Below are 25,872 nucleotides of genomic sequence, written 5' to 3'. Positions count from 1 at the left end.
GATTTGAGATGCGCACCCTAGGGGCGGCGGCGGCCCCGCGCGCCTTACGGTTTTGTCATGAACCCTGGCGTTATTGCCGCTGATCCGCCGTTTGTGCCCGGACGGTCGCGAACTCCGAACCCGGCTTCCACTGCGGCCAGTCGCGGCCATCGACCAGCGAACGCCCCAGCGCCAGATAGACGTCCAGGTCCTGGATCTGACCGGCGTAATCCCAGTCGGGCGACCATTCGTCGTCGGCCTGGTGATAGCGGCTGGCGGTATAGTCGTCGCGCGCCGCCGTCCGCCTGGCGACCGGTTCGTCGATGAAGTCTCCGGCCGAGTCGGCATAGGCCATTGGCACGCCGCGCTTGGCCAGGGGGAAGTGGTCGGAGCGGAAATAGCTGCCCGAGGCCGGGTTCTCGTCCGGCTGGATCACGCGCCCTTGCGCCTCGACCAGCGGCAGCATCCGGTCGTCGAAGTCCGACTGGCCATAGCCGACGACGCCCATGGCGCTGACCCGGCCATAGACATTGGCCGAGTCCATGTTGATCCCGCCCACGGTCGTGGCCAACGGATAGATCGGATTGGCCGCATAGTATTCAGACCCCAGCAGACCACTCTCCTCGGCCGTGAAACTGATGAAGACCACCGACCGCTCCGGTGCCGGCCCGGCCCCATACACCCGCGCCAGTTCCAGCAGGCCCGCCGTGCCCGAGGCATTGTCCACCGCCCCGTTGAAGATGGCGTCTCCGTTGGCATCGGGCGTGCCGACGCCGATGTGGTCCCAGTGGGCGGTATAGAGGAAGGTCTCGTCCGGATGGGTCGTGCCCGGCAGGCGGGCGATCACATTGTGCGTCTCGATCCGGGTGGACGCCACGTCGAACATCACGTCCAGCGCCGCCCCGGTCAGGGTCACAGGCTGGAAGTCCCGGCGGCGCGCCGAGCGTTTCAGCGCCTCGAAATCCTGGCCCGCGTGCCGGAACAGCTCAACAGCCACGTCGCGCTGGATCCAGCTTTCCATTGGCACCCGCTCATCCGGATTGGCGCGCACGATGTCGAAATTCGCGCCAGACCAGCTATTGCGCACCGTCGTCCAGCCATAGGAGGCCGGATCGGTCTCGTGGACGATGATGATGCCAGCCGCGCCCTGACGCGCCGCCTCTTCGTACTTGTAGGTCCAGCGGCCGTAGTAGGTCATGGCCTTGCCGCCGAAGGTGTCCAGCGCCGGCTCCTCGAAGTCGGCGTCATTGACCAGAACGACCAGGACCTTGCCGCGCATGTCCTGGCCCTTGAAGTCGTCCCAGTCGCGCTCCGGCGCATGGATGCCATAGCCGACGAAGACCAGGGGCGCGTCCATCAGCCTGACGTGGTCCTCGCCGGGCCGTCGGCTCGAGATCACGATCTGCTCGCCCTGGGTCAGGGGCTGGGTCCAGTCGCCGACCCGAACCTGGGCCTGGATGTTCGAGGCCGTGAACCGGTTCAGCGCCACGGCCTGGGTCCAGCCGCCGTTGTCCCCGCCCGGCTGCAGTCCCGCCGCCGCATAGTGTTCGCTGAGGTAGGCGATGACCTTGGCCTCGGCCGGCGTCGCGATGCCGCGCCCGCCATAGTCGTCGGCGGACAGGACGCGGATGTGTTCGGACAGCCGCGCGGCCTCGAACGGCGAGGTCTGTGCCTGGGCCCCGACCGTCAGGGAAAACGCCGTCAACAGGACGGCGGCGGCGGAGAACAGACGCATGGAGAGACCCTTCGAAAGCGCGGAGCTGGCGAAGGGTAGGACGGGATTTGGGGCGTGTCGATCCGGCTTCCCCTCCCGGCGGACGAAGGAAAAGGAAAAGCCCGCCGGACGGATCCGGCGGGCCTTGTCTCTTCACGATCTAACGTGGCTCTAGTTGTGAGCTCTCAATAGGTTGTCCATCCGGTCCAGGCCGGGGAAGCTGGAGTTGCAGACTTCAGAGACTTCCTCGGAGGACCGAATGAACGTGCATGAGAATGCCCGGCTGACGGCGCATAGTCGAGCCGATCTGGTGCGGCGGGTGGTGGATCAGGGCCAGCCGCGCAAGGTCGTGGCGGCGGCCTTCGGCGTCGATCCCAAGACCGTCGGCAAGTGGGTAAACCGGTTCAGAACCGAGGGCACGGCGGGTCTGAGGATCGTTCGTCGCGTCCGCACCGGCTGCGGGCCCCGACCGACAGGGGTCCAGGAGCAGATTATCGCCCTGCGCCGGCAGCGCTTCACGGGCCAGCAGATCGCCCGCGACGCCAAGGTGTCGCCGGCCACGGTCAGCCGGATCCTGCGCCGCGTCCGCCTCAGCCGCATCCGCGACCTGGAACCGCCTGAGCCGGTTCGCCGCTACGAGCGCGACCTTCCCGGCGACATGATCCACATCGACATCAAGAAACTGGGCCGCTTCGACCAGCCCGGCCACCGCGTCACCGGCGATCGAACCAGACAGTCCAACGGGCGCGGCGTCGGCTGGGAGTTCGTCCACGTCTGCATCGACGACGCCTCACGCATCGCCTTCAGCCAGATACGGCCCGACGAGAAGGCCTCGAGCGCCGTCCCCTTCCTGAAGGCGGCTATCGAGTACTACGCCGGACTCGGCGTCACCGTGACCCGGGTCATGACCGACAACGGCTCATGCTACAAAGCCTTCGCCTTCCGCGACGCCTGCAAGGCGCTGGGCCTCAGGCACATCCGCACAAAACCCTACACGCCAAAGACCAACGGCAAGGCCGAGCGCTTCATCCAGACCGCCCTGCGCGAATGGGCTTACGCACAGAAATACCAGAGCTCGGATCGACGCGCCGCCGAGCTTCCGTTCTGGCTACACCGATACAACTGGCATCGACCACACGGCGGCATCAAACGACAAACACCCATCAGCAGACTCGCCCTCACTGGGGACAACCTGTTGAGGCTCCACATCTAGTGCGCCACGCCCTTCCAGATCTTGCGATAGCTGGCATAGGTCAGGCCGGCGAAGATGGCCAGGAAGGCCAGGACGCCCATGCCCGACTGTTTGCGTTCCGTCGCCTTGGGGTCCGAGGCCCAGGCGATATAGGCCGAGACGTCCTTGGCCATCTGGTCGACGGAACTGGCGGTGCCGTCGTCGAAGGTCACCTGGCCCTCCACCAGCGGGGGCGGCATGGCGATGAAGCCTCCGGGCGGCACATGCTCGTGATCGCCCGACCAGAAGGGCGTCATGTCCCCGGCCATATAGGGGTTGTAGTACTGGCCCGGATTGACCTTCAGCTCGGCCGACGGGGTTTCCACATAGCCGACGAGGATCGAATAGATATAGTCGGCACCGCCATCGCGGGCCTTGGCCATCACCGACAGGTCGGGCGGAACGGCCCCGCCGTTCGCCGCTGCCGCCGCCGTCCGGTTCGGAAACGGCGAGGGGAAGGCATCGGCGGCCATGCCATTGCGCATGATCGGATCACCCGTCTCGGTGTCGATGTCCGCGACCTGGACCTCTGCGGCCAGGGCCTTGACGAAGCGGTTCTCGGCCGGGCTGGCGGCCTCGGGGTCATAGAAGGGACCCCCGCGCTCACCCAGGGTCCTGAAATGCATCAGGTTCATCGAGTGACAGGCGGAACAGACCTCGCGGTAGACCTTGTAGCCACGCTGCAGCTGGGCCTGATCGAACGTACCCAGCGGGCCCTCGAAACTGAAACCGCCCGAGCGGGGCTCCAGCTTGCCTCCCTCGGCCAGGGCCGGACCGGCCGAAGCGAACAGAGCGGCCGAAGCTGCGGCCAGGACCAGTTTGCGAATAGAAATCGTCATCGCGATCAGCCCTTCTTTTCGGCTTGAGCAGGAACCGCGCCGCTCATCGCGTCCGGCCCGGAAAGGACCGGCTCGGAGATCGACGCCGGGATCTTCAGCGGTGTTTCCTTAAGCCCCACGAAGGGCAGGATCACGGCGAAGAAGGCAAAGTAGTAGAGGGTCGCCAGGCGCGTCAGCCACAGATAGCTGTTCAGCTGACCGTCCAGCAGGGTGAAGCTGGGCATCCCCGGGACCACCTGGGCGTCCGGCAGCTGGCCACCGCACCAGCCCAGAATCAGGCCGTTGGCCACGAAGATCAGGAAGAAGATCTTCATCGTCGGGCGATAGCGCATCGAGCGCACCTTTGACGTATCCAGCCAGGGCAGGACGAACAGGATGCCGATGGCCGCGAACATCGCCACCACGCCACCGAACTTGTCGGGAATGGCCCGCAGGATCGCGTAGAAGGGCAGCATATACCACTCGGGCACGATGTGGGCGGGCGTCTGCAGCGGGTTGGCCGGGATGTAGTTGTCGGCGTGACCCAGGGCGTTCGGCATGAAGAAGACGAACCAGGAGAACATCATCAGGAAGATTATCAGGGCAAAGCCGTCCTTGACCGTATAGTAAGGGTGGAACGGCACCGTATCCTTCTTCTCGCGCTCCCTGGGGATCAGGATCCCGACCGGGTTGTTCTGACCGGCGGTGTGCAGTGCCCACAGGTGCAGCACGACCACGCCGAAGATCACGAACGGCAGCAGATAGTGCAGCGAGAAGAAGCGGTTCAGCGTCGCATTGTCGATCGCCGGTCCGCCGCGCAGCCAGATCAGGACCGGCTCGCCGATCAGGGGAATGGCCCCGATCAGGTTGGTGATGACCTCGGCACCCCAGTAGGACATCTGGCCCCAGGGCAGGACGTAGCCCAGGAAGGCCGTGGCGATCATCAGGAAGAAGATGATGCAGCCCAGAATCCAGATCATCTCGCGCGGGGCCTTGTACGAGCCGTAGTAGAGCCCGCGCAGCATGTGGATATAGACCGCGACGAAGAACATCGACGCCCCGTTGGCGTGGACATAGCGGATCAGCCAGCCGCCATTGACGTCGCGCATGATGCGCTCGACCGAGGCGAAGGCCATGGCGGTATTGGGCTGATAGTGCATCGCCAGAAAGATGCCCGTGGCGATCTGGGTCACCAGGCAGATGCTCAGGATCGCCCCGAAGGTGTACCAGTAGTTCAGGTTCTTCGGCGTCGGCAGGGCCAGATAGTCAGCCCCGAACCGGACGATCGGCAGCCGTGTGTCCAGCCACTTCTCGATGCCCGTCTTGGGGACGTAGGTGGATTCGTGTCCGCTCATGATGCCTGCTCTCAGCCGATCTTGATGGTGGAGCCTGCGGTGAACGCATACTCCGGGACGACCAGGTTCTTGGGGGCCGGTCCCTTACGGATACGGCCCGACGCGTCGTAGTGCGAACCGTGGCACGGGCAGAACCAGCCGCCGTAGTCACCGGCTCCAAAGGTGGGAATGCAGCCCAGGTGGGTGCAGTTGCCCAGCACGACCAGCATCGGCTCGTGACCCGGCTTGGTGCGGTCCTGGTCAGACTGGGGGTCTTTCAGGCTGCTCATCGGGTCGGCTAGGACCTTCTGCAGTTCGGCGGCCGTACGGTTGCGGATGAACACCGGCTTGCCCTGCCAGGTGATGACGACCTGCATGCCCTCGGCGACCTTGGATGTGTCGAACTCGGTGGTCGACAGGGCCAGGGTGTCCGCGGCCGGGTTCATGGAGTTGATCAGCGGCCAGGCCACCATCACCCCTGCGCCCACGGCCGCGGCACCGGCGGCGATATGGATGAAGTCCCGGCGGGTGGCTTCACCCTCGGGCGCTCCACCTTCGGGATGCTCTGCGTTCACGACCGATTCGGCCACGGCTCACCTTCTGAAAAAGCCCGAACGCGGCCCGCCCAATGGCACCCGCGCGAGGAAGCGTTCCTATAGCGCACCGGACGAAACATGCCCCGGCCCGGCTTTGCGGCTCATCGCCGCAAGTTGCTGACGCCTAATGAGAAGCGGTCGCATACAGGGCCGCGACAAGGCCCGGCCTCACGCGTAGAAGGGCCATAGAATGCGTCTCGCCCTTTTTCAACCAGCCATCCCGCAGAACGTCGGGGCATGCATCCGACTGTCGGCCTGTTTCGGGGTCGAACTGCACATCGTCGAGCCTGCCGGCTTCCGTTTCGACGACCGCGCCATGAAGCGAGCGGCCCTGGATTACGGCCCGCTGGCGCACATGATCCGCCATGCCGACTGGGAAGCGTTCCAGTCCACCCGCGGTGCCGGTCGCCTGATTCTGTTCACCACGCGGGGCGCGACATCCCTGACCGGGTTCGCCTTCCAGCCCGACGACACCCTGCTGTTCGGATCCGAAACGTCCGGTGCGCCCGACTTCGTTCATGCCGCCGCCGACGCGCGCGTCTTCATCCCGATCCGGCCCGGAGCGCGGTCACTGAACCTGTCGGTCAGCGCCGGGATCGGACTGTTCGAAGGGTTGCGGCAGACCCTGTCCTGACCGCCCGGGTCTTCAAAAGCCGATCCATTCGCCGACAGGAAGCGCTGCAGCGGTCGATTCCGCTTCACGCGCAACGTCGATCCGTCGTCAAGGAACCGGTCGATCCCGAAACAGGGTTCAGTGCCCTTGATCCGAAATACATCGGTACGATCCGCAAGGCACCGGGAGCCACGGCCGCCAGATCCACCTGCCGGGTCAGTCCGCAAGGCGGTGCCTCGAGACAATCAACAATGCTGCGCTCGATCGGAGCAAGAGCATTCCACATTTCTCGAAATCACGCGAAGTCACGTAGTTTACAGTCCCTAAACCCCAATATGGCTAAGTTTGGAATCAGGCCGGGGGGAAGCTGTCGTGCAGACGAAGGTGTTCGCGTTCGAGGATCAAGACTGGAGGGTTGGCATTCCCGCCCTCGAAGACCTCGAGCCCCAGCTTGTTCTGGCCTTTCTGGGTGCCGCTCAGTCCCGGAATCCGGAACCCGTCGCGGCGCTGAGAAAGCGCTTTCCCGCCGCGCTCGTCGCCAGCTGTTCCACTGGCGGAGAAATCGCCGGCGTCGATGTGTTCGACGAGGCCCTGGTCGGTGCGGCGATACGGTTCGATGCCGCCCGCGTCCGCGCCCACATTGTCGATCTGGCCGCCGCAGGGGGTGATGCCGAGGCCGGGCGGGTCCTTGCCGACGCGCTTCTGGAGCCTGATCTCAAGGCGGTCCTGATTCTGGGCGATGGCACCAACCTGAATGGCACCGCGCTGATCGAGGGCCTTTCGACCCGGCTGCCAAAGGATATCGTGGTCACAGGGGGCCTCGCCGGCGACGGAGCCGACTTCGGCGAGACACGGGTGGGTCTTGATGGCGCACCGGAGCCGGGCAAGGTCGTCGGTATCGGCTTGTACGGCGACACGCTGCGGATCGGCTGGGGATCAACCGGCGGGTGGGAGTCCTTTGGCCCCCTGCGGCGGATCACGCGGTCGACCGCCAATGTGCTGTTCGAACTGGATGGCAAACCGGCCCTGGATCTCTATCGGGAGTATCTCGGCCCTCTGGCCGACGGCCTCCCCGGGACGGCCCTGCTGTTCCCCCTGACGATCCGGCCTGATGCGTCGTCCGAGAACGATGTGGTCCGCACGATCGTCGGCATAGACGAAGCCAGGAATGGACTGGTGTTTGCCGGCGACATTCCTGAAGGCTGGACCGCCCAGCTGATGCGGGGAACCCCCGACCAGCTGGCCGACGGGGCCGCGCGCGCCGCCGCCCAGGCCTGTGGCGACAGCCCCGATTCGGGGTTGGCGCTGGTGGTCAGCTGCATCGGCCGCAAACTGATGATGGGCCAGCGTGTCGCGGATGAAACGGAGGAGATGGCTCAGGTCCTGAACGCCATGCCGACGGTCGGCTTCTACAGCTATGGAGAGATTGCGCCTCACGGCGTCACCCAGGACCGTACGCTGCACAACCAGACCATGACCGTCACGGTCATCCGCGAGCGTGCCTGAATGACCCAGGCGTCCAGTCCTGGTCGGCACAGACTATTGGCGCGCCAACTGCGGCGGTGCACCGATAGCGAAGGCGTGCTCGATCTGGAGAAACTCCTGAATGCCATAGACGCGGCCTATGCCGAGCACGACGAGGCGAACGCCCTCAGCCACAGGGCGATGACCGTGGCCGCCCGCGAACTGGCCGAGACCAATGAAAGCCTGTCCCAGGCCAGGGTCGCAGCCGAGACCAGCCGGGCCAAGAGCCTTTTCCTGTCGAACATCAGCCATGAGATCCGCACCCCGCTGAATGCCGTTGTCGGCATGGTGGATGCCATGGCGCGCGATGATGCTTCAGCCCTGAACGCCGAGAACCTCGACGTCATCCACAAGGCGAGCCGACACCTCGTGGCCATTATCGATGACATCTTCGATATCGCCTCGGCGGACGTCGGCGAACTGCAGTTGAACCTGGCGCCCGTGGACATAGGCTCGGCCGTAAGGCGAGCCGTGGGCAAACACGCTGACAGCTGCCGCGACAAGGGCCTTGAGTTCATCGTGGACATCGACCCCGCCCTTGATGGCGAATGGCTGGCAGATGCCAACCACCTGGGCCGGGCGCTCTCGATCCTGACGAACAATGCCGTCAAGTTCACCGAGACCGGTCAGGTCCGGATCGACGCGCATTGTACGGATGGCCGCATCTCATTCTCGGTGACGGACACGGGACCGGGCATGTCGCAGGAACGCCTGTCCGACATCTTCGGGATCTTCACCCAGATCGATGCATCGGCGAGCCGGCGCGAGGGTGGCCTCGGCATTGGCCTCGCCATCGCCAGGAAACGCGTCGAGGCGATGGGTGGAGACCTTCAGGTCACAAGCGAACCTGGTCGAGGATCGCAGTTCAGCTTCTGCCTGTCCCTCGCTCGACCCCCGGCGGCAACCGGCTCGTCGACACCCGGGATCACCGCTGACCATCCCCTGCGAATTCTGGCTGCGGAGGACAATCCGGCCAACCGGATGGTGCTCAAGGCGTTGCTGAATACGTTCGTCGGTGAGATCCAGATGGCGACCAACGGGGCCGAAGCGGTCCAGATGTGGGCGCGTGGAGGGTTCGATATGGTCCTGATGGATATCCAGATGCCCACGATGAACGGGATAGAGGCCACCGACGAGATTCGCCGGCGCGAGCAGATAGCGAACCTGCGCCCCGTGCCGATCATCGCCGTCACGGCCAATGTCATGGACGACCAGCTGGCCAGGTACACGGCAGCCGGGATGAATGGATGGGTCGCCAAGCCCATCGAGCTGGATGCGCTGCTTTCGGCGATTTCCAGTGCAACCCGGCCGCACCTCGACATCGCGGCCGTGGCCGCCTGACCGCACCGCACCCGGTCAAAGCCCGGCTCTCGGGTTCAGCTGGAGCATCCGCAGGTTCAGGATCGAGGCGATAGTCACCCAGGTCAAATAGGGGATCAGCAGCAGCGCCGCCAAGGGCCTCAATCCCCAGAATACGGCGATGATCGCTACCAGCGACAGCCACAGCAGGGCTACATCGACCAGCGCCAGATCCATCCGCCTCTGCCCGAAGAACAGGAACGACCAGCCGGCGTTCAGTGCGAGCGATCCGGTATACAGCCCGAACGCCAGGGGCGAGCTGGTCCCGACCGTCTCCCACACCAGCCAGCCGGCCCAGGCGTTGATGGCGAACAGCAGGCTCCACACGATCGGGAACGCCAGGTTCGGCGGTGTCCAGGACGGCTTGTTGAGCCCGGCATACCAGGCTCCCGGCTTGAACAGGCTGCCGCTCGTCGCGGCCGCGAAGTTCAGGCCGACGAAGACGGCCATGGCGATCCAGGCGGGGTAATCCATGACGGGTGCATAACGCAAAGCGCCCCGCTTGGCTCATCCGATCTGTGTGTCAGACCAGCGACTTGATGACCAGCGCCAGCGCAACGACGGTTCCCGGCCCCACAGGCCAGAGCAGACAGCGGAAGTTGTGGGCCAGCCCGCCTGTGGGCCCATAACGTCGTGAACGCGGCCCCGCGCGCGCCTTGGCGCGCGCAGCCCGATCATGCCACGGTGGATCTCCTCTCCTCTTCCTTGCGTTGTGTCTTCATGCCCTCCGGACTTGCCGCCCTGCTGGACGACGTCGCCGGCATCGCCAGACTGGCCGCGGCCTCGATCGATGACGTCGGCGCAGCCGCGGGCAAGGCGGGCGCCAAGGCCGCTGGCGTCGTCGTGGACGATACAGCCGTCACCCCGCGTTACGTGACCGGCCTGTCCCCCGCGCGCGAACTGCCGATCATCTGGAAGATCGCCCTGGGCTCGATCCGCAACAAGCTGCTGATCCTGCTGCCCGCCGCCCTCATCCTCAGCGCCTTCCTGCCCTGGGCCATCACGCCCCTGCTGATGTGCGGCGGGGCCTATCTGTGCTTCGAGGGGGCCGAAAAGCTGATGGAGGCCTTCGGCGGCGGCCATCCCGAGACCGCCGAGGACTTCGTCGACGACCCCGCCGCGCTGGAGGCTGCCAAGGTGTCGGGCGCGATCCGTACCGACCTGATCCTGTCGGCCGAGATCATGGCCATCGCGCTCGCCGACGTGGCCGACAGCCCCATCCTGACCCAGGGCATCGTCCTGGCCCTGGTCGGTCTGGGCATCACGGCGGGGGTCTATGGCGTCGTCGGCCTGATCGTGAAGATGGACGACATCGGCCTGCACCTGGCCCGGGGCCCGTCGGCCGGCCTGCGCGGGCTCGGGCGCGGCCTGGTCAAGGGCATGCCCGTGGTCATGGACTTCATCTCGACCGTGGGCACCGCCGCCATGCTGTGGGTCGGGGGCGGCATCCTGGTGCACGGCGCGCACGAACTCGGCTTCGCCTGGCCGGACGAGACGATCCACCAGGCCTCGGTCGCGGCAGCCTCGACCCTCGCCCTCGCGGGTCCCGTCGTGTCGTGGCTGGTGACCGCCATAGGCTCGGCCATCGTGGGCGTCGCCATCGGTGCCATCCTGGCCGTCGTCGTGCATCAGGTCGGCAAGCTGCGCCACAAGCCCGCCGGGGCGGCGCATTGATCGGGTGACGAACGCTGCGAACCGTGGTTGAAATCCGCACCATGAGCCAAGCCCCCCTGCCCGACGCCGACCCGCTGGATCTGAAGAAGACCGAAACCCGCGCCTGGTTCGAGGAACTGCGCAACCGCATCCACGCCCGCTTCGAACAGCTGGAAGACGATGCCCCCGCCGACCTCTTCCCCGGCGAGCCCGCCCGATTCGTGCGCACACCCTGGACCCGGCATGAAGGCGGCGGCGGCGTCATGGGGATGATGCACGGCCGCCTGTTCGAGAAGGTCGGTGTTCACGTCTCGACCGTCCACGGCACCTTCCCGGCCGACTACGCGAAATCCGTGCCGGGTGCGGAGGAGGACCCGCGCTTCTACGCCACCGGCATCAGCCTGATCTGCCACCCGGTCAGCCCGAAGGTGCCGACCGTACACATGAACACCCGCTTCATCGCCACGACCAGAAGCTGGTTCGGCGGCGGGGCCGATCTGACGCCGGTGCTGGATGTCGAACGCACGCAGGAGGCTCCGGACACGGTCGCCTTCCACGCCGGCATGCGCAGCCCTTGCGACGCCCACGACCCGACCTGGTATGCGAAATACAAGCAGTGGTGCGACGAGTATTTCATGCTGCCGCACCGCAAGGAGATGCGCGGCATCGGCGGCATCTTCTACGACCACCACGACTCGGGCGATTATCACAAGGACTTCGCCTTCACCCGCGACGTCGGCATGGCCTTCATCGACACCTATGCCGCCATCGTCGAGCGGCGCATGGCCGAGGCCTGGACCGCTGACGACCGCGAGGAACAGCTGATCCGCCGCGGCCGCTATGTGGAGTTCAACCTGCTCTACGACCGCGGTACGACCTTTGGCCTGAAGACCGGCGGCAACGTCGAATCGATCCTCAGCTCGATGCCGCCCGTGGTGAAATGGCCGTAGGGCTGCAGGCGACCGCCCGTCGTCCCTCAGCAGCCAGGGCGTCCGTCATCGCGGCGAACAGACTCGTGAGGGTGATCGGCTTGGTCAGGTGACCGTCGGCCCCGGCCGCCAGGCTCTGGGCCACGTGCTCGGCCATGGCGTTGGCGGTCAGCATCACGATCGGCGTCGGCGCGCGCCCCGCCGTAGCCTCGAAGGCCCGGATCGCGGTCGTCGCGCTCAGCCCGTCCATCACCGGCATCTGCATGTCCATCAGGACGAGGTCGAATTCCTCGGTCATGAAGAGCTCCAGCGCCTGACGGCCGTTCTCCACGGTGGTGAGTTGCATCGCGGATGCGGCCAGCATGATCTCGACCACCTTGCGGTTCGCCGGATGGTCGTCGGCCAGCAGGACACGCAGCGGCAGGCCCGCGATGTCACCGGCGCCCCCGGCGCTCGCCACCACCGCGACCGGTGCCGCCGTCTCGGGCAGGTCGATCTCGAAGCGGAACACCGCGCCTTCACCCGCCACGCTGTCGCAATCCAGTTCGCCGCCCATCAGCTCGACCAGGGCGGTGGAGATGGCCAGACCCAGGCCCGTGCCGCCGAATCGCCGCGTGATCGAGCCGTCCGCCTGCTGGAAGCGCTGGAAGATGCGCGCCTTCTGCTCGGCGTCGAATCCAATGCCCGTGTCGTGGACCGCGAAACCGATGCGACCGGCAGCGGCGACCTTCACCGACAGCGTAACTGTGCCGGCTTCCGTGAACTTCAGGGCGTTGGACACCAGGTTGGTCAACACCTGGCGTAGCCGCACGGCGTCACCCTTGACCCACTTCGGGGCCGTAGGGTCCATATCGAACACCAGGGCCACGCCCTTGTCCTCGGCCTTGGCCCGCCACATCAGGGCGATATCGTTGACCGTATGCTTCAGGTCGAACACGGTCGGCTCCAGCGTCACCCGACCGGCCTCGATCTTGGCGCTGTCCAGGATGTCGCTCAGCAGCCGCTCCAGCGTCGATCCGGACGAGCGGATCAAATCGACCATCTGATGCGCATTGCTGTCCAGGTCCCGCCGCGACAGCGCATCCGCCATCGACACCACCCCGTTCAGCGGGGTGCGGATCTCGTGGCTCATATTGGCCAGAAACTCGGACTTGGCGCGATTGGCCGCTTCGGCCCGTTCCTGCGCGGCCTTCAGGCGACGGCCCTGCAGCAGTTGCCAGAACAGGCCCGCGATGAAGACGGCCAGCAGGATCACACCGATCGCCATCACCATCCATTGCAGACGGGTCTTGGCCCGGGCCATGTCCAGCTGGTCACGTCGCTCCGCCAACTGCTGCTGCATATCGCCGGTAACCTGGTGCACGCCGGCCGCAAAGGCGCGCGCGGTCGCCACGGCCTTGTCGGCTTCATAAGCCTGCAAGAGGCGATAGGCCTCGGCCGACCGACCCTGCGCCTGGAGGATTTCAGCCTCGACCTCCCGAACCTGGGAACTTCCGCCGGCCTGATCCTCCAGAGCAAGCAGGGTTGCCAGATCTCGTCGCGCGCCGGCGATGTCGCCGAGCCGCGCCCGGGCCATGGCCCGCGACGGCAGGACATCCAGCGCCAGAAAGCTCGCCTCGCCGAGGGTCTCGCCATAGGCGGACAGGCACGACAGGACCCCGGCCGAATTCTGGCTGGCATCGGCCACCAGGGCACACAGGGCGGCGTCGTACATGACCAGGGTGTCAAGGTCGGAGCGCACCGCGACGGCATGATGGGCCGCCGCGAACAGCCGGGCATGTGCCAGGTCACCCATCCGCAGCGCCATCTTGGTGAGGTTGTACAGGCTGTCGAAATCCGGTCGCGGATAGGCCGGATTGGAATAGTCGATCTCGAACTTGCGGAAGGCATCGGTCGCGCCCTGGACATCGTCGATGTCCTTCAGCGCCATGCCGACGACCTCCCAGATGCCGGCCAGCGCCGTGGCGGCATAGGGGTCGCCTTCGGGGATCTCCGCCTGGGCTTGGGCCAGAAGCTGCAGACCCTCACCGATCTGGCCCTGACGCACCAGGCTCAGCGCGGTCAGGCGCGCGCCGTGCGCGCGAACGAACCAGTCCCGGCCGCTGCGGGCGTACTCCGCCATCTGGGAGCTCACGCCGATCTCCCCCTGATCGTAGCGGTTGGTCAGGGCATTCAGCGCCGCGATGTCCATGTAGCGGGCATCGTTCTGATCGGCGGCCGCCTTGGCCAGGCGATCGTTCCAGGCCTTGGCCCGCTCGAACTCGCCCTGGTTCAGGACGGTCCAGGTGACGTGATAGAGCCGGTTCAGACCCTCGCGATCACCCCGCATGGCGGCGCTTTGCCCAAAGGCCTCAAGCGCGGTGAAACTGGTCGCGGATGCCCGCTGTTCCACGAAGCGGGCAAGGCTCTCGGCCTCCTCGCTCTGCGGCGCGATGGCCTCCGGGGCCTCGGCGCGGGCCGCGAGCCCGACGGTCCCTGCGAACGCCAGAGCCAGGACCGCCAGCAAGATGCGGTATGAAAGCATGCGATCCCCAATCCCGAGGATGGCATATGAACCCAGAGAGATTGAGTAACCGTTGCTGCACGACAGAACGCACGCGGTCTCAGATACCACTGCCCTGATCTTCGACGGGCGGCGGTGTCAGCAAAAGGAACGCCCTTATCCATGCCGTAAGCACCGCGCGGTCGTTCGCCCGCGCCAGGCTGGCCACCGCCTCATCCGCCAGGATCTCCGGAATCCGCGTCCCACGCCGGCTTTCGATCAGGGCGGCGGCATATTCCGGCTGGAATTCCGGATGACACTGGAACGACATGGCGTCATCCCAGGCCAGACCGGCATAGGGGGTGAAGTCGCTGGCCGCGATCACCCGCGCGTCTGTCGGTGCGGCGATCACCTGATCCTGATGCGACACCGGAATGGCGATCGAGGCCGCGCGGGGGAACATCCACGGCTCCTGCGCCACCACCTCATAGCGGTGAAGGCCAATGCCCCAGCCCTTGTCCGACTTGTCGACCTGCCCGCCAAAGGCCTGCGCCATCGCCTGATGGCCAAAACAGATCCCGACCAGACGGGTCCGCCCCCGCGCGGCCCTCAGCCAGTCCAGCAGGGGCGATATCCAGGGCAGGTCGTCATAGACACCGGCGGCCGAGCCCGTCACGATCGCGCCCTGGAATGCCTCGGGATCGGCCGGCAGCCGACCGGCCTGGACGTCGAACCGCACCGTCGCCACCCCCTCGCCCAGCAGGGCCCGGAAACGCGCCGGATAGTCGTCGAAAGCGTCGATCAGGGCCTCGGGCGGCCTGCCGGTTTCCAGGATGGCAATGGGCTTCATGGCGTTATAGGGACCCGAAGTCCGATGGCGGGACAAGTCCATTCGCGCTAGGTCAGCGGTATGACCGATGCTGCCCCGACGAGTGACTCCGATGCTGTCCCGGTGGTGCTGATCAATGTCTTCAAGGTCCAGCCGGACCGCCAGGACGATCTGCTGGACCTGCTGGCCGAAATGACCCGCGCCCAGGTCGGCCTGCCGGGCTTCGTCTCCGCCACCCTGCACCGCGGCCTGAACGGAAAGACCGTGGCCAACCACGCCGTCTGGCGCTCAGCCGCCGACTGGAAGGCCATGACCCGCAACCCCGCTGTCGTCGCGGCCATGAGCCCCATCATGGCCATCGCCACGTTCGAACCCCACCTCTATGAGGCGGGCGAGGTCATCAAATAGGCCTGCGTCCGAATCTGGCGTAGCCGCGTGATAGCCATGACGCGCAATGGTCTTTGAAAATATGGAATCATCGACCCCCTGGCCCGAAAGGTCGGACGGGTCGGACGGGTCGGACGGGTCGGACGGTGTTTTCGAGTTCGGCTCAGGCCCGCCAGACCGCCGCCTTCGCGCTGGTCTCGCCCAGGCTCGCCGCGACCCAGCTACAGATCTCGGAGGCAGCGGCCTCGGCCCACTCCGGCGGACGGACGACAACCATGGCGCAGCCGTTCATCTTCATCGGATTGGTCAGCGGCCTCAGCCGGGCCTCGGCCACAAGGGTCGGGGCCCCGCTCACCGAGGCCAGCCGACGCAGGAAGCCATCGAAGGTCTCCATATCCTTCAGCGGCGTCCAGATCGCCACGATCGCTTCCGGATCTGCCCTGATGATGACCCCGGCGGTCTCGGCCGCGCGGAGATAATCGTCGGGCCGCTCGAAGGGCGGGTCGATCAGGACCAGCGGTGCCCGCGTCTGGCTCGCCTCGACCCGGACCCGCTCATAGCCATCCCCGATTTCGCCCCGCGCCCGGGCGAATCCGGACAGGCTCTCGCGCAGCAGGCCAGCGACCTCTTCGCGGAGCTCGAAACCGACATAGGCGTCGTCGATCCGCAGGGCCCGCGCGATCAGCACAGGCGACCCTGGATAGAACCGCACCCCGCCTCCGGGGTTCAGCGCCGCCACCTCCCGCGCCAGCGCCTCGATCAGGGGCGGCCGGTCCGCCGCCGCCATCAGCCGCTCGACACCCGCCTCCGCCTCGCGCGACCGGGTCGCATCGCCCGTCAGGTCATAGAGCCCCGCCCCTGCATGGGTATCCAGCGCGACCACTGGCCCGACCTTCTGCCGCTCCCGCAACAGCCACAGCACCAGGGCGTGCTTGACCAGGTCGGCGAAATTCCCGGCGTGAAAGCTGTGACGATAGTTCATGGCCCTGCGTCGACCTGCACACCGTCCGGGTCAAGAGCGGTGTGGATCACAGGGTCAGCGTCAGGGACTTCCGCACCCGGGCCGGTACCAGGGGGTTCGAGGCCGCCCTGATAGCGGCGCTGAAGGCCTAGCTGTCGATCCAGTAGCGCCGGCTGCCCGGACTGACCGGCCGCCCGGCCTCATCATCCCGTCTCAGGATGATCCGGCGAAAATCATCGGCCTCGTCCGGCCCGCGCAGCAGCCGGAGTGACTTGATGATCCGCGTGATCCGAAGATGGTTATGATCGTGCGCCACCAGCCAATGGTCTTGGCGCTCGTAGAAGTGCGCCATCCGGTCCGTCGCCGCGGCCAGGGCGATCTGGGCCAGGCCCGAGGCATGGATCGCCTCCACATCCCCGGCCGACACCACAGGCGCGTTCCGGTTTGCACCGGAGGGGGCATCCAGCGGGAACAGCCACTGGATGAAGTCGTGGATGTGCTCGATGTCAGAATCGCTCATCGCCACGACCTCGAACACAGTCCGACCGGCACCGTCGGTTCCCGCCCCTTTCAGGAAATCGACGATAGCGCTCATTCAGCCCCCAGCCAGTCAGGCTGCCTTGTCCCAGTCAAGAATGACCTTGCCCGACAGACCCGACTTCATGGCGTCGAATCCCTCGCGGTAACGGTCGTAAGCCAGACGGTGAGTGATCAGAGGCTCAAGGTCCAGCCCTGCCTTCAATAGACCCAGCATCTTGCGCCAGGTCGTGAACATCTCGCGCCCGTAGACGCCCTTGATGGTCAGGGCCTTCAGGATGATCGCGCCCCAGTCCGTTTCCATCGGTCTGGACGGAATGCCCAGCAGCGCCATGCCGCCACCCATGATCAGGGTGTCGACACACTGCCTGAAGGCGATGGGCGATCCCGACATCTCCAGCGCCACGTCGAAGCCGACCTTCAGGCCCAGCTCCTTCATCACGTCGTGCAGATCCTCTTTCGTCGTGTTCACGGTCCGCACGCCCGGAGCGACCTTCTTGGCCAGCTCCAGCCGGAAGTCGTTGATGTCCGTCAACACGACCGTCCGCGCCCCGGCATGTCGCGCGACCGCCGCCGCCATCATGCCGATGGGACCTGCGCCGGTGACCAGCACGTCCTCGCCCAGCAGATCGAACTGCTGCGCCGTGTGCACCGCATTGCCGAACGGATCGAGCATCGCAGCGACCTCATACGACACATCGTCCGGCAGCTCGATCACGTTGAACGCCGGTGCCACGACAAACTCGGCAAAGGCGCCCTGACGGTTCACACCGATGCCGCGCGTATGCGGATCCAGATGGAAATGTCCGGCGCGGGCCGCCTCGGAGTTCAGGTCGATGACGTGCCCTTCGGCCGAGACCCGCTGGCCGATCTTCAGCGGGCGCTGGACGTCCGAGCCGATGGCGACGATCTCGCCACTGAACTCGTGGCCCGTGATCATCGGCGTCGGCACATTCTTCTGGGACCACTCGTCCCAGTTCCAGATGTGGATGTCCGTGCCGCAGACCGCCGTGCGGTGGACGCGGATCAGCACGTCTTCGGGCCCGGCGACCGGGATGGGCGCATCGATCAGTTCGAGGCCGATACCGGGCTGGGTCTTGGCCAGAGCCTTCATGGTGGTGGTCATACGATAACTCCCAGTTCCCGACCGGCCATGGTGAAGGCCGCGACCGCCTGATCAATGTGGTCGAAGGTGTGCGCCGCCGACATCTGGGTCCGGATGCGCGCTGCGCCGCGCGGGACCACCGGGAAGCTGAACCCGATGACATAGACGCCCAGCTCCAGCATCCGCGCCGCCATCGTCTGGGCCAGCTTCGCATCGCCCAGCATGACGGGCACGATGGGGTGCTGACCGGGCAGCAGGTCGAAGCCCGCCTCGGTCATTGCACCACGGAAGCGGGCGGCATTGGCGGTAAGCCGTGCCCGCAGCGCGTCGCCCTCCGATCCCTGCGCGATGCGGATCGCCTCCAGAGAGGCGCCGCAGACTCCGGGGGCCAGGGCATTGGAAAACAGATAGGGCCGTGCCCGCTGCTTCAGCAACTGCACAACCTCCGACGTCGCACAGATGAAGCCGCCCATGGCCCCGCCAAGCGCCTTGCCAAAGGTGCCGGTGACGAAGTCGACCTTCACCCCGTGGTGGGCATAGGAGCCGCGTCCCTGCGGACCCAGAAAACCCGTGGCGTGGCAGTCGTCGACCATGATCAGCGCGCCATACTGACCCGCCAGCACGCGAATCTCGTCCAGCCTGGCGATATAGCCGTCCATCGAGAACGCCCCGTCGGTAGCGATCACGATATCTCGCGCGCCATCCGCCCGGGCCTGCTTCAGCTGGGTTTCCAGATCGGCCATGTCAGAGTTGGCGAAGCGGTAGCGCTTCGCCTTGCACAGGCGCACCCCGTCGATGATCGAGGCGTGGTTCAGGCTGTCGGAGACGATGGCATCCTCGGCTTCGAACAGGGGCTCGAACAGCCCGCCGTTGGCGTCGAAGGCGGCGGCGAAAAGGATCGAATCCTCGAAGCCGAGATAGTCGGCGATCGCCCGTTCCAGGTCCTTGTGGATGTCCAGCGTGCCACAGATGAACCGGACAGAAGCCGTCCCCGCGCCCCGCTTTTCCGTCGCCGCATTGGCCGCCGCAACCACCCGGTCGTCGCCGCCCAGACCCAGGTAGTTGTTGGCGCAGAAGTTCAGCACCTGGCGTCCGCCGACCTCGATCACGGGCCCCTGACGGGACTGGATCACCCGCTCGGGCTTGGTGAGCCCCTGGGCGTCGATGTCGGAAAGCGCGGCCGCGATGCGGTTGTGGAAACGGGCGATCTGCATCGGCGCGTCATACCCCCTCCCCCGGATGGGGGAAAGCCGTCAGGTCGTCGCCGAGGCCGGGATCGGTGCCGGCGCATCCGCCGGATCGGCCGAGGCACGATAGGGATTGACCCGTATCCTCGCGCCACAGGGCTGGAACGCCATGGCCAGCGTCAGCGGCGTCGGACTGCCCGGGACGCGCACGGCGATCCGGGCGACCGAAGGACACACGGTCTGGCCCGCGCCCTCGTCGGGCACCACCGACCAGGCGACATCGAAATAGGCCCGGCCGTTCGTCGGGATTGTCACAGGCGTCGCGGTGTTCGGGTTCTGATCGATCCGCAACGTCGTGATCGGGCGACCCTGCGCCTCCAAAAGGCTCAGTGCCGGATAGCCGGCCAACCCGCAGGCCGCGGGGCCGGTGTTCAGCACGCTGATGATCCCGACGCGATTGCCGGCACCGGCGTCGCCACCCGCAGCGCCGAGGCGCAGGTTCGCGGCCTGACAGGGCGTCGCTGCTGGCATGACTCCGCCCGGGGCAGGAAGCGACGGCTGCGAGGGTCCCGGGACCGGCAGCGCAGGGTTGGCCGATGGACGGCTGCATCGCTCCAGCACGGCCACACCGACGTCTTCGTTCAGACCCAGGCGGCTCAGCGTCGCGCTTTCCTGACCGTCGCGGGTGGCGATCCACCACTCGAGGCCCGACCCGGCATAGCGCGCACCGCTTCCGGCCGGCACCAGCCGCAGGGGATAGAGTTGACCCCTGTAGGTCAGTTGCGCCGTCGCCGTGTCGGGATATTGCAGACTGACCGTCTGGCCGCTCTCGCAGGCATAGCCGATGGCCGGGGTCGTGGGCCCTGCTGGCGTCGGCGCGCCGGTCACGGGGGTCGCGGGCTCCGTCGGCTCCGCGGGCCTGTCGCAGGCCGAAAGCGCCAGCGCGCCGACCAGACCGAAGGCGACGAGACGTTGAGCAGACATGGCGATCCCCGGTGATGGTCGAAGGTTAACGTGGCTGGCTGACAAAAGCTCCACCGTTGTGGATGCCGCAAGATGACTTGTTCGCTTACCTCGCCAGCCGCTAGGCTGGTGCCAGGAGCCCCCCATGACCGACCGCGACCTGTATCCCGTTTCCACCGACTGGGCCGGGCGTGCACACATGGACGCCGCCGCCTATGAGGTCGCCCGGATCGCCGCCCGCGAAACGCCGGACGTCTTCTGGGCCGAGCAGGCGAAGCGACTGGACTGGATGACCCCGCCCACGGTCGTCAAGGACGTCTCCTTCAACAAGGACGACTTCCGCATTCGCTGGTTCGCCGACGGCGTGCTGAATGTCTGTTTCAACTGCGTCGATCGGCACCTGCCCGAGCGGGCAGACCAGACCGCCATCATCTGGGAGGGTGACGACCCCGCCCGATCCGGCCGCCTGACCTATGCCGAGCTGCACCGCGAGGTGTGCCGCATGGCCAATGTGCTGAAGGATCTGGGGGTCCAGAAAGGCGATCGCGTCACCATCTATCTGCCCATGATCCCGGCGGCCGCCGTCGCCATGCTGGCCTGTGCCCGCATCGGGGCGATCCATTCGGTCGTGTTCGGGGGCTTCTCCCCCGACGGCATCGCCGGGCGGATCGAGGATTGCGGATCGAGGTTCGTCATCACCGCGGACGAAGGCCTGCGCGCCGGCAAGCGGGTCCCGTTGAAGGCCAATGTCGATGCGGCGCTGGAAAAGGTCCCGGGCGTGGAGACCGTCCTGGTCGTCAGCCATACCAACGCCGATGTACCGATGACGCCCGGCCGCGACGTCCGCTACGGCGAGGCCAGTCAGGGCGTTTCCGATGCCTGTCCGTGCGAGCCGATGAACGCCGAGGACCCGCTGTTCATCCTCTACACCTCGGGCTCGACCGGAAAACCCAAGGGCGTCCTGCACACCACCGGCGGATACCTGTTCTGGGTCAGCTATACCCACGAACTGGTCTTCGACTATCGGCCCGGCGAGGTCTTCTGGTGCACCGCCGACGTCGGTTGGGTCACGGGGCACTCCTATGTCGTCTACGGGGCCCTGGCCAATGCAGCGACGACCCTGATGTTCGAGGGGGTGCCCAACTATCCCGACAACCGCCGCTTCTGGCAGGTCGTGGACAAGCATCAGGTCGAGATCTTCTACACCGCGCCCACGGCGCTGCGGGCCCTGATGCGCGACGGTGACGCGCCGGTGAAATCGTCCAGCCGCAAGTCGCTGCGCCTGCTCGGCACGGTCGGCGAGCCGATCAACCCGGAGGCCTGGCGCTGGTATCACGAGGTGGTCGGCGAGGGCCGACTGCCGATCATCGACACCTGGTGGCAGACCGAGACGGGCGGGGCCCTGATCGCCCCCCTGCCCGGTGCCACGGACCTGAAACCCGGCTCGGCGACGAAGCCATTGCCCGGCGTGGAGCTGGAGCTGGTCGATGCCGAAGGTGGCGTGCTGGAAGGCGCCGCGTCCGGCAACCTGTGCATCACCGACAGCTGGCCCGGACAGATGCGCACCGTCTGGGGCGATCACCAGCGGTTCTTCGACACCTATTTCTCGACCTATCCCGGCAAGTATTTCACCGGCGACGGCTGTCGCCGGGACGAGGACGGCTACTACTGGATCACCGGCCGCGTCGACGACGTCATCAACGTCTCGGGTCACCGGATGGGGACGGCAGAGGTCGAGAGCGCCCTGGTCCTGCACGACGACGTGGCCGAGGCGGCGGTCGTTGGTTTTCCCCACGACATCAAGGGCCAGGGCATCTACGCCTATGTCACCCTGAACGCCGGGGTCGAGCCGCATGATGATCTGAAGAAGACCCTGGTCGCCCATGTCAGGAAAGAGATCGGCCCCATCGCTGCGCCCGACGCCATCCAGTGGGCCCCCGGCCTGCCCAAGACCCGATCGGGCAAGATCATGCGGCGCATCCTGCGCAAGATCGCCGAGAACGACCTGACCGCGCTCGGGGATACCTCGACCCTCGCCGATCCGTCGGTCGTGGACGATCTGGTGAAAAACCGGACGGGCTGACCCGTTGGAATTTTCGCGACGGGGCTGGAACGTCCGGGCGGCGTCGTGCTTGCTAGGAGAGGTGCAGAAGAGACGGATCGGTCCCGACACGGGACAGGTGGAGACGAGGACGTGGCCATGTTCGAATTCGGCAGGGACATCCGGAAGCTGTTCGGCGAGGCGCGCGACAGCGACGAGCTCGGTTGGCTGGAGCTGATCGGCGTCGATCTACTCTCCATCGAGGCGCGCGCCCTGACCACCGACGGCGGCCGTGTATCCTGCCGTCACCCGGCCCGGACCTGGCTGCGCGCCTCGATCCTGTGGCGCGAGCATGCCCGACGGACCGGGCTTCGCGACAGCATCAACAAGGCGGTCGTCACCGCTGATGACAGTTTCAAGGCCACGACCAACGAGGACGAGCAGGCCCGCGCCGGGCTGTCGCGGGCCATGGCCCTGCTGACCTCGTTCGATCTGTTCGGCGACCGCGACGCCCTGGACGAGGCGGCGAGCTCGGCGCGCGAGACCGCGCCGAGGCGGCTGGCCACACTGGCCTTCAGCGCCGGCGTCCATGCCCGCATCCGAGCCCGTCAGGCGCGGCTCCGGCGACTTCAGCGCCGCCGACCGGCTGGGCGCGGCGGCCCCTGATGGACGCGGCGCTTCATGCCATGGCCAGCACAGCGTTCGACTTCGAAGCCAGACGATCTGCGCCTCGCCAACGCCGCCCTGCGCGCTGGAAGGCGGCATCCGTCCAGCGCACGAATCGCGCTGCCTGCACGGATCGACGCGGGACGTTCGACCTGAAGAAACCACCAGGCGGAGGCGTCCTCGCTTTGATACGTTGGCTGAAACGGGCGTGCCCCGGCGCTGTGCGATCGCCAAACTGTCGGCGCATCGCGACTATAACCGACGACTGCCGGAGCGATCGAGCGCGGGCTTTGCACGATATCATTCGAGGCCGCCGCCGACCGGTTCACCCGACCCTCGCCCGATGGACTGGGTCTGCCGCTCCAGGTCGCGCGCGCCGTCGGTCCACCACCGCCGATCAGGCCCTGATGCGAGGCCGAAAACCTTGACCAATGCCGGCCAAGGTACCATCCTGGGCGGTCTGGCCCTGGACCTGCTGATCGCGCGCGAGATCGAGCGGGCGCTGGACGGGGGCGACCTCATGTCCCTGACCCGGATCGAGACCCGCGTGCGTCGTCGCCTGGCCGAGCGCGTCGGCCCGCCGTCCGCCGTCGAATGGGCGATCGACCAGATCGGCATGGCCCGTGTGATGATCGCGCGCAGCCAGTTGATGGGCACCGAGCCCGACCAAGCGGCCTTCATCCTGTCCGAGGCCGCCGAGGCCGCCCACGATCACGGTGTTCCGGTTCTGGCGGATCGGGCGAAGGGCCTGATGCGGGGCCTGGGCGTTCGGGCCCAATAGACGCTGCGTTGCGCCAGGGTCGGCGCGCCGACCGCTACCGGAATAGCAGCACCCCCGGTCGACTCCCATCACAACCCGGACGCAACCACGCAGCCCGCGGACGCTCGTCTCGATCGCGGGAGCACAGGGGCAGATTGCGAGAGTCAGGAGTGGCCGGTGGATGCCGGGCGCTGCCGGGTCATGCGCCTGCCACGCTGACCCGGAGGAGGATCTGTCAGCGGCTGTCGCCCGCGCGGCACGCCTGGCAAAAAGCCCCTGGTCCGGAGACCTGTTTGGACTTTGAGATCTTGGGTGCGGGAGCAGGATTTGAACCTGCGACCTTCAGGTTATGAGCCTGACGAGCTACCGGGCTGCTCCATCCCGCGGCAAGAGCGGCGTTGTAAAGGAAGATGTTCGAAGAGCTTTGGCTCGATATCGCGGCTGGGCCGGCGGCGACCTACTCTCCCGCGCCTTGAGACGAAGTACCATTGGCTCTGGAGGGCTTAACGACCGAGTTCGGAATGGGATCGGGTGGGGAACCTCCGACATAACCACCAGGTCAACCAAGCGGATATCAGAATGTGCGAGAAGACATTGTCGTATTCGAAAAATCGAATGAGTTTTGCTGAGAAACGATCAAGCCGATCGGATTATTAGTACCAGTAAGCTTCACGCGTCGCCGCGCTTCCACACCTGGCCTATCAACGTGGTAGTCTTCCACGATCCTCAGCGAAGCCTTGTTTTGAGGTTAGTTTCCCGCTTAGATGCTTTCAGCGGTTATCTATTCCATACTTAGCTACCCTGCTGCACAGCTGGCGCCATGACAGGTCCACCAGAGGTATGTCCATCCCGGTCCTCTCGTACTAGGGACAGATCCTCTCAAGCTTCGAACACCCACGGCAGATAGGGACCAAACTGTCTCACGACGTTCTGAACCCAGCTCACGTACCACTTTAATCGGCGAACAGCCGAACCCTTGGGACCTGCTCCAGCCCCAGGATGTGATGAGCCGACATCGAGGTGCCAAACTTTGCCGTCGATATGGACTCTTGGGCAAAATCAGCCTGTTATCCCCAGAGTACCTTTTATCCGTTGAGCGATGGCCCTTCCACGCGGGACCACCGGATCACTATGGCCGACTTTCGTCTCTGCTCGACTTGTCAGTCTCGCAGTCAGGCGGGCTTATGCCATTGCACTCGACGACCGATTTCCGACCGGTCTGAGCCCACCATCGCGCGCCTCCGTTACACTTTAGGAGGCGACCGCCCCAGTCAAACTACCCACCACGCCATGTCCCGGGACCGGATAACGGCCCTCGGTTAGACGTCAACGACAGTAAGGGTGGTATTTCAAGGATGGCTCCACCAGAGCTGGCGCCCCGGCTTCATAGCCTCCCACCTATCCTACACATACGGTCGCTAACGCCAAGGCGAAGCTATAGTAAAGGTTCATAGGGTCTTTCCGTCTGACCGCGGGAACCCCGCATCTTCACGGGGAATTCAATTTCACTGAGCCTGTGCTGGAGACAGTGGGGAAGTCGTTACGCCATTCGTGCAGGTCGGAACTTACCCGACAAGGAATTTCGCTACCTTAGGACCGTTATAGTTACGGCCGCCGTTTACCTGGGCTTCAGTTCGTCGCTTTCACAACTCCCTTTAACCTTCAGGCACCGGGCAGGCGTCAGACCCTATACGTCGCATTGCTGCTTCGCAGAGCCCTGTGTTTTTGCTAAACAGTCGCTACCCCCTGGATTGTGCCACTCTCATCTGGTTGCCCAAAAGAGAGTCACGCTTATTCCGAAGTTACGCGTGCAATTTGCCGAGTTCCTTCAGCACAGTTCTCTCAAGCGCCTTGGTATGCTCTACCTGACCACCTGTGTCGGTTTCGGGTACGGTCTCTGCTAGAGTTATTTCCAGGGACAGCTTCCCTGCCAGGACAATCCAATAAGCCCTGACAAGTTGCGCCATCCGTCACTTCTAGCTGGTGCAGGAATATTTACCTGCTTCCCATCGACTACGCTTTTCAGCCTCGCCTTAGGGGCCGACTAACCCTGCGCAGATTAGCTTTACGCAGGAACCCTTGGTCTTTCGGCGGGAGTGTCTCTCACACTCCTTATCGTTACTCATGTCAGCATTCTCACTTCCGATACCTCCAGCCAGGCTCACGCCTGACCTTCACCGGCTTACGGAACGCTCCGCTACCGC

At 65.7% G+C, this 25,872-nt stretch carries 22 protein-coding genes, 1 tRNA gene and 2 rRNA genes (1 of these 25 only partly in view); 10 read left to right on the top strand and 15 right to left on the bottom strand.

Annotated elements, in window-relative coordinates; translation table 11 throughout:
- Nucleotides 1–70 precede the first annotated feature (70 nt).
- Nucleotides 71–1,714 (bottom strand): M28 family metallopeptidase, encoded by a 1,644-nt coding sequence (locus HZ989_RS06245; protein WP_209322750.1) that lies wholly within the window; start codon nt 1,712–1,714, stop codon nt 71–73.
- Between the two features lie 238 nt (nt 1,715–1,952).
- Between HZ989_RS06245 and HZ989_RS06240 the strand changes: the two genes are divergently transcribed.
- Nucleotides 1,953–2,906, top strand: coding sequence for an IS481 family transposase (locus HZ989_RS06240; protein WP_209322749.1), 954 nt, complete (start codon nt 1,953–1,955; stop codon nt 2,904–2,906).
- On the opposite strand, the gene HZ989_RS06235 is transcribed toward HZ989_RS06240, so the two are convergent.
- From HZ989_RS06235 to petA, 3 genes are read right to left on the bottom strand one after another with little or no spacing between them, the layout of a single operon-like run.
- Entirely contained in the window at nt 2,903–3,763 is an 861-nt protein-coding gene (locus HZ989_RS06235; protein WP_209322748.1) for a cytochrome c1, read from the bottom strand. The genes HZ989_RS06240 and HZ989_RS06235 overlap by 4 nt on opposite strands.
- A 5-nt stretch (nt 3,764–3,768) precedes the next feature.
- On the bottom strand, nt 3,769–5,097 hold the full coding sequence (locus HZ989_RS06230) for a cytochrome b N-terminal domain-containing protein (protein WP_209322747.1): 1,329 nt from the start codon (nt 5,095–5,097) through the stop codon (nt 3,769–3,771).
- A gap of 11 nt (nt 5,098–5,108) precedes the next feature.
- A complete protein-coding gene (gene petA, locus HZ989_RS06225; protein WP_209322746.1) occupies nt 5,109–5,666 on the bottom strand; it encodes a ubiquinol-cytochrome c reductase iron-sulfur subunit in 558 nt (185 codons plus the stop codon).
- 196 nt (nt 5,667–5,862) lie between these two features.
- Here petA and HZ989_RS06220 point away from each other — a divergent pair, with 196 nt between their 5' ends.
- The 3 genes from HZ989_RS06220 (at nt 5,863) to HZ989_RS06210 (ending at nt 9,150) form a co-directional block, all read left to right on the top strand.
- The gene (locus HZ989_RS06220; protein ID WP_209322745.1) at nt 5,863–6,306 is read left to right on the top strand and encodes a tRNA (cytidine(34)-2'-O)-methyltransferase; all 444 of its coding nucleotides are present in this window, start codon (nt 5,863–5,865) and stop codon (nt 6,304–6,306) included.
- 351 nt (nt 6,307–6,657) lie between these two features.
- Nucleotides 6,658–7,791 carry an FIST signal transduction protein gene (locus HZ989_RS06215; protein ID WP_209322744.1) on the top strand — a complete coding sequence of 378 codons (1,134 nt, stop codon included), beginning with the start codon at nt 6,658–6,660 and terminating at the stop codon, nt 7,789–7,791.
- A 75-nt stretch (nt 7,792–7,866) separates the two neighbouring features.
- The gene (locus tag HZ989_RS06210; protein ID WP_209322743.1) at nt 7,867–9,150 is read left to right on the top strand and encodes an ATP-binding protein; all 1,284 of its coding nucleotides are present in this window, start codon (nt 7,867–7,869) and stop codon (nt 9,148–9,150) included.
- 15 nt (nt 9,151–9,165) lie between these two features.
- Here HZ989_RS06210 and HZ989_RS06205 read toward each other — a convergent pair whose 3' ends face one another.
- On the bottom strand, nt 9,166–9,642 hold the full coding sequence (locus tag HZ989_RS06205; RefSeq protein WP_209322742.1) for a TspO/MBR family protein: 477 nt from the start codon (nt 9,640–9,642) through the stop codon (nt 9,166–9,168).
- Between the two features lie 246 nt (nt 9,643–9,888).
- Here HZ989_RS06205 and HZ989_RS06200 point away from each other — a divergent pair, with 246 nt between their 5' ends.
- Nucleotides 9,889–10,842 carry a DUF808 domain-containing protein gene (locus tag HZ989_RS06200; RefSeq protein WP_209322741.1) on the top strand — a complete coding sequence of 318 codons (954 nt, stop codon included), beginning with the start codon at nt 9,889–9,891 and terminating at the stop codon, nt 10,840–10,842.
- A gap of 56 nt (nt 10,843–10,898) precedes the next feature.
- Nucleotides 10,899–11,771: an oxygen-dependent coproporphyrinogen oxidase gene (gene hemF, locus HZ989_RS06195; protein ID WP_371812998.1), complete on the top strand. Its 873-nt coding sequence runs from the start codon at nt 10,899–10,901 to the stop codon at nt 11,769–11,771.
- Here hemF and HZ989_RS06190 read toward each other — a convergent pair.
- Nucleotides 11,737–14,274 (bottom strand): ATP-binding protein, encoded by a 2,538-nt coding sequence (locus tag HZ989_RS06190; protein ID WP_209322739.1) that lies wholly within the window; start codon nt 14,272–14,274, stop codon nt 11,737–11,739. The two genes, hemF and HZ989_RS06190, sit on opposite strands and share 35 nt — an antisense overlap.
- Before the next feature lie 79 nt (nt 14,275–14,353).
- Nucleotides 14,354–15,082, bottom strand: coding sequence for a type 1 glutamine amidotransferase (locus tag HZ989_RS06185; protein ID WP_209322738.1), 729 nt, complete (start codon nt 15,080–15,082; stop codon nt 14,354–14,356).
- 60 nt (nt 15,083–15,142) lie between these two features.
- Here HZ989_RS06185 and HZ989_RS06180 point away from each other — a divergent pair, with 60 nt between their 5' ends.
- Nucleotides 15,143–15,469, top strand: a complete 327-nt coding sequence (locus HZ989_RS06180; RefSeq protein WP_209322737.1) for an antibiotic biosynthesis monooxygenase — start codon at nt 15,143–15,145, stop codon at nt 15,467–15,469.
- A 142-nt stretch (nt 15,470–15,611) separates the two neighbouring features.
- On the opposite strand, the gene rlmJ is transcribed toward HZ989_RS06180, so the two are convergent.
- From rlmJ to HZ989_RS06155, 5 genes are all read right to left on the bottom strand, one after another.
- Nucleotides 15,612–16,430: a 23S rRNA (adenine(2030)-N(6))-methyltransferase RlmJ gene (gene rlmJ / locus HZ989_RS06175; RefSeq protein ID WP_209322736.1), complete on the bottom strand. Its 819-nt coding sequence runs from the start codon at nt 16,428–16,430 to the stop codon at nt 15,612–15,614.
- A gap of 127 nt (nt 16,431–16,557) precedes the next feature.
- The gene (locus HZ989_RS06170) at nt 16,558–17,004 is read right to left on the bottom strand and encodes an opioid growth factor receptor-related protein (protein ID WP_209322735.1); all 447 of its coding nucleotides are present in this window, start codon (nt 17,002–17,004) and stop codon (nt 16,558–16,560) included.
- 15 nt (nt 17,005–17,019) lie between these two features.
- Nucleotides 17,020–18,060 carry an L-threonine 3-dehydrogenase gene (gene tdh / locus HZ989_RS06165; RefSeq protein ID WP_371812997.1) on the bottom strand — a complete coding sequence of 347 codons (1,041 nt, stop codon included), beginning with the start codon at nt 18,058–18,060 and terminating at the stop codon, nt 17,020–17,022.
- An 8-nt stretch (nt 18,061–18,068) separates the two neighbouring features.
- A complete protein-coding gene (locus tag HZ989_RS06160; protein ID WP_209322733.1) occupies nt 18,069–19,265 on the bottom strand; it encodes a glycine C-acetyltransferase in 1,197 nt (398 codons plus the stop codon).
- Nucleotides 19,266–19,304: 39 nt separating this feature from the next.
- Entirely contained in the window at nt 19,305–20,222 is a 918-nt protein-coding gene (locus HZ989_RS06155; RefSeq protein ID WP_209322732.1) for a DUF4232 domain-containing protein, read from the bottom strand.
- Nucleotides 20,223–20,346: 124 nt separating this feature from the next.
- Here HZ989_RS06155 and acs point away from each other — a divergent pair, with 124 nt between their 5' ends.
- The 3 genes from acs (at nt 20,347) to HZ989_RS06140 (ending at nt 23,689) form a co-directional block, all read left to right on the top strand.
- Nucleotides 20,347–22,284 (top strand): acetate--CoA ligase, encoded by a 1,938-nt coding sequence (gene acs / locus HZ989_RS06150; RefSeq protein ID WP_209322731.1) that lies wholly within the window; start codon nt 20,347–20,349, stop codon nt 22,282–22,284.
- A 111-nt stretch (nt 22,285–22,395) separates the two neighbouring features.
- Nucleotides 22,396–22,908, top strand: coding sequence for a hypothetical protein (locus HZ989_RS06145; protein ID WP_209322730.1), 513 nt, complete (start codon nt 22,396–22,398; stop codon nt 22,906–22,908).
- A 424-nt stretch (nt 22,909–23,332) separates the two neighbouring features.
- Nucleotides 23,333–23,689: a hypothetical protein gene (locus HZ989_RS06140; RefSeq protein WP_209322729.1), complete on the top strand. Its 357-nt coding sequence runs from the start codon at nt 23,333–23,335 to the stop codon at nt 23,687–23,689.
- A gap of 288 nt (nt 23,690–23,977) precedes the next feature.
- On the opposite strand, the gene HZ989_RS06135 is transcribed toward HZ989_RS06140, so the two are convergent.
- From HZ989_RS06135 to HZ989_RS06125, 3 genes are all read right to left on the bottom strand, one after another.
- A tRNA-Met gene (locus tag HZ989_RS06135) sits at nt 23,978–24,054 on the bottom strand.
- Between the two features lie 58 nt (nt 24,055–24,112).
- A 5S ribosomal RNA gene (gene rrf / locus HZ989_RS06130) occupies nt 24,113–24,227 on the bottom strand.
- 73 nt (nt 24,228–24,300) lie between these two features.
- Nucleotides 24,301–25,872 (bottom strand): 23S ribosomal RNA (locus tag HZ989_RS06125) (it continues 1,211 nt past the right edge of the window).

The sequence above is a fragment of the Brevundimonas sp. AJA228-03 genome, from assembly GCF_017795885.1.
Classification (GTDB): domain Bacteria; phylum Pseudomonadota; class Alphaproteobacteria; order Caulobacterales; family Caulobacteraceae; genus Brevundimonas.
Note: the sequence above shows the minus strand (reverse complement) of the source record. Positions and strands in the feature narration are given on the sequence as shown.

Bases quoted from the DNA above. Each gene is read 5' to 3' on its own strand.
- HZ989_RS06245 (WP_209322750.1), bottom strand. From the start codon at position 1,714: ATGCGTCTGTTCTCCGCCGCCGCCGTCCTGTTGACGGCGTTTTCCCTG.
- HZ989_RS06240 (WP_209322749.1), top strand. From the start codon at position 1,953: ATGAACGTGCATGAGAATGCCCGGCTGACGGCGCATAGTCGAGCCGAT.
- HZ989_RS06235 (WP_209322748.1), bottom strand. From the start codon at position 3,763: ATGACGATTTCTATTCGCAAACTGGTCCTGGCCGCAGCTTCGGCCGCT.
- HZ989_RS06230 (WP_209322747.1), bottom strand. From the start codon at position 5,097: ATGAGCGGACACGAATCCACCTACGTCCCCAAGACGGGCATCGAGAAG.
- HZ989_RS06220 (WP_209322745.1), top strand. From the start codon at position 5,863: ATGCGTCTCGCCCTTTTTCAACCAGCCATCCCGCAGAACGTCGGGGCA.
- HZ989_RS06205 (WP_209322742.1), bottom strand. From the start codon at position 9,642: ATGGATTACCCCGCCTGGATCGCCATGGCCGTCTTCGTCGGCCTGAAC.
- HZ989_RS06200 (WP_209322741.1), top strand. From the start codon at position 9,889: ATGCCCTCCGGACTTGCCGCCCTGCTGGACGACGTCGCCGGCATCGCC.
- HZ989_RS06190 (WP_209322739.1), bottom strand. From the start codon at position 14,274: ATGCTTTCATACCGCATCTTGCTGGCGGTCCTGGCTCTGGCGTTCGCA.
- HZ989_RS06185 (WP_209322738.1), bottom strand. From the start codon at position 15,082: ATGAAGCCCATTGCCATCCTGGAAACCGGCAGGCCGCCCGAGGCCCTG.
- HZ989_RS06180 (WP_209322737.1), top strand. From the start codon at position 15,143: ATGACCGATGCTGCCCCGACGAGTGACTCCGATGCTGTCCCGGTGGTG.
- rlmJ (WP_209322736.1), bottom strand. From the start codon at position 16,430: ATGAACTATCGTCACAGCTTTCACGCCGGGAATTTCGCCGACCTGGTC.
- HZ989_RS06170 (WP_209322735.1), bottom strand. From the start codon at position 17,004: ATGAGCGCTATCGTCGATTTCCTGAAAGGGGCGGGAACCGACGGTGCC.
- tdh (WP_371812997.1), bottom strand. From the start codon at position 18,060: ATGAAGGCTCTGGCCAAGACCCAGCCCGGTATCGGCCTCGAACTGATC.
- HZ989_RS06160 (WP_209322733.1), bottom strand. From the start codon at position 19,265: ATGCAGATCGCCCGTTTCCACAACCGCATCGCGGCCGCGCTTTCCGAC.
- HZ989_RS06155 (WP_209322732.1), bottom strand. From the start codon at position 20,222: ATGTCTGCTCAACGTCTCGTCGCCTTCGGTCTGGTCGGCGCGCTGGCG.
- acs (WP_209322731.1), top strand. From the start codon at position 20,347: ATGACCGACCGCGACCTGTATCCCGTTTCCACCGACTGGGCCGGGCGT.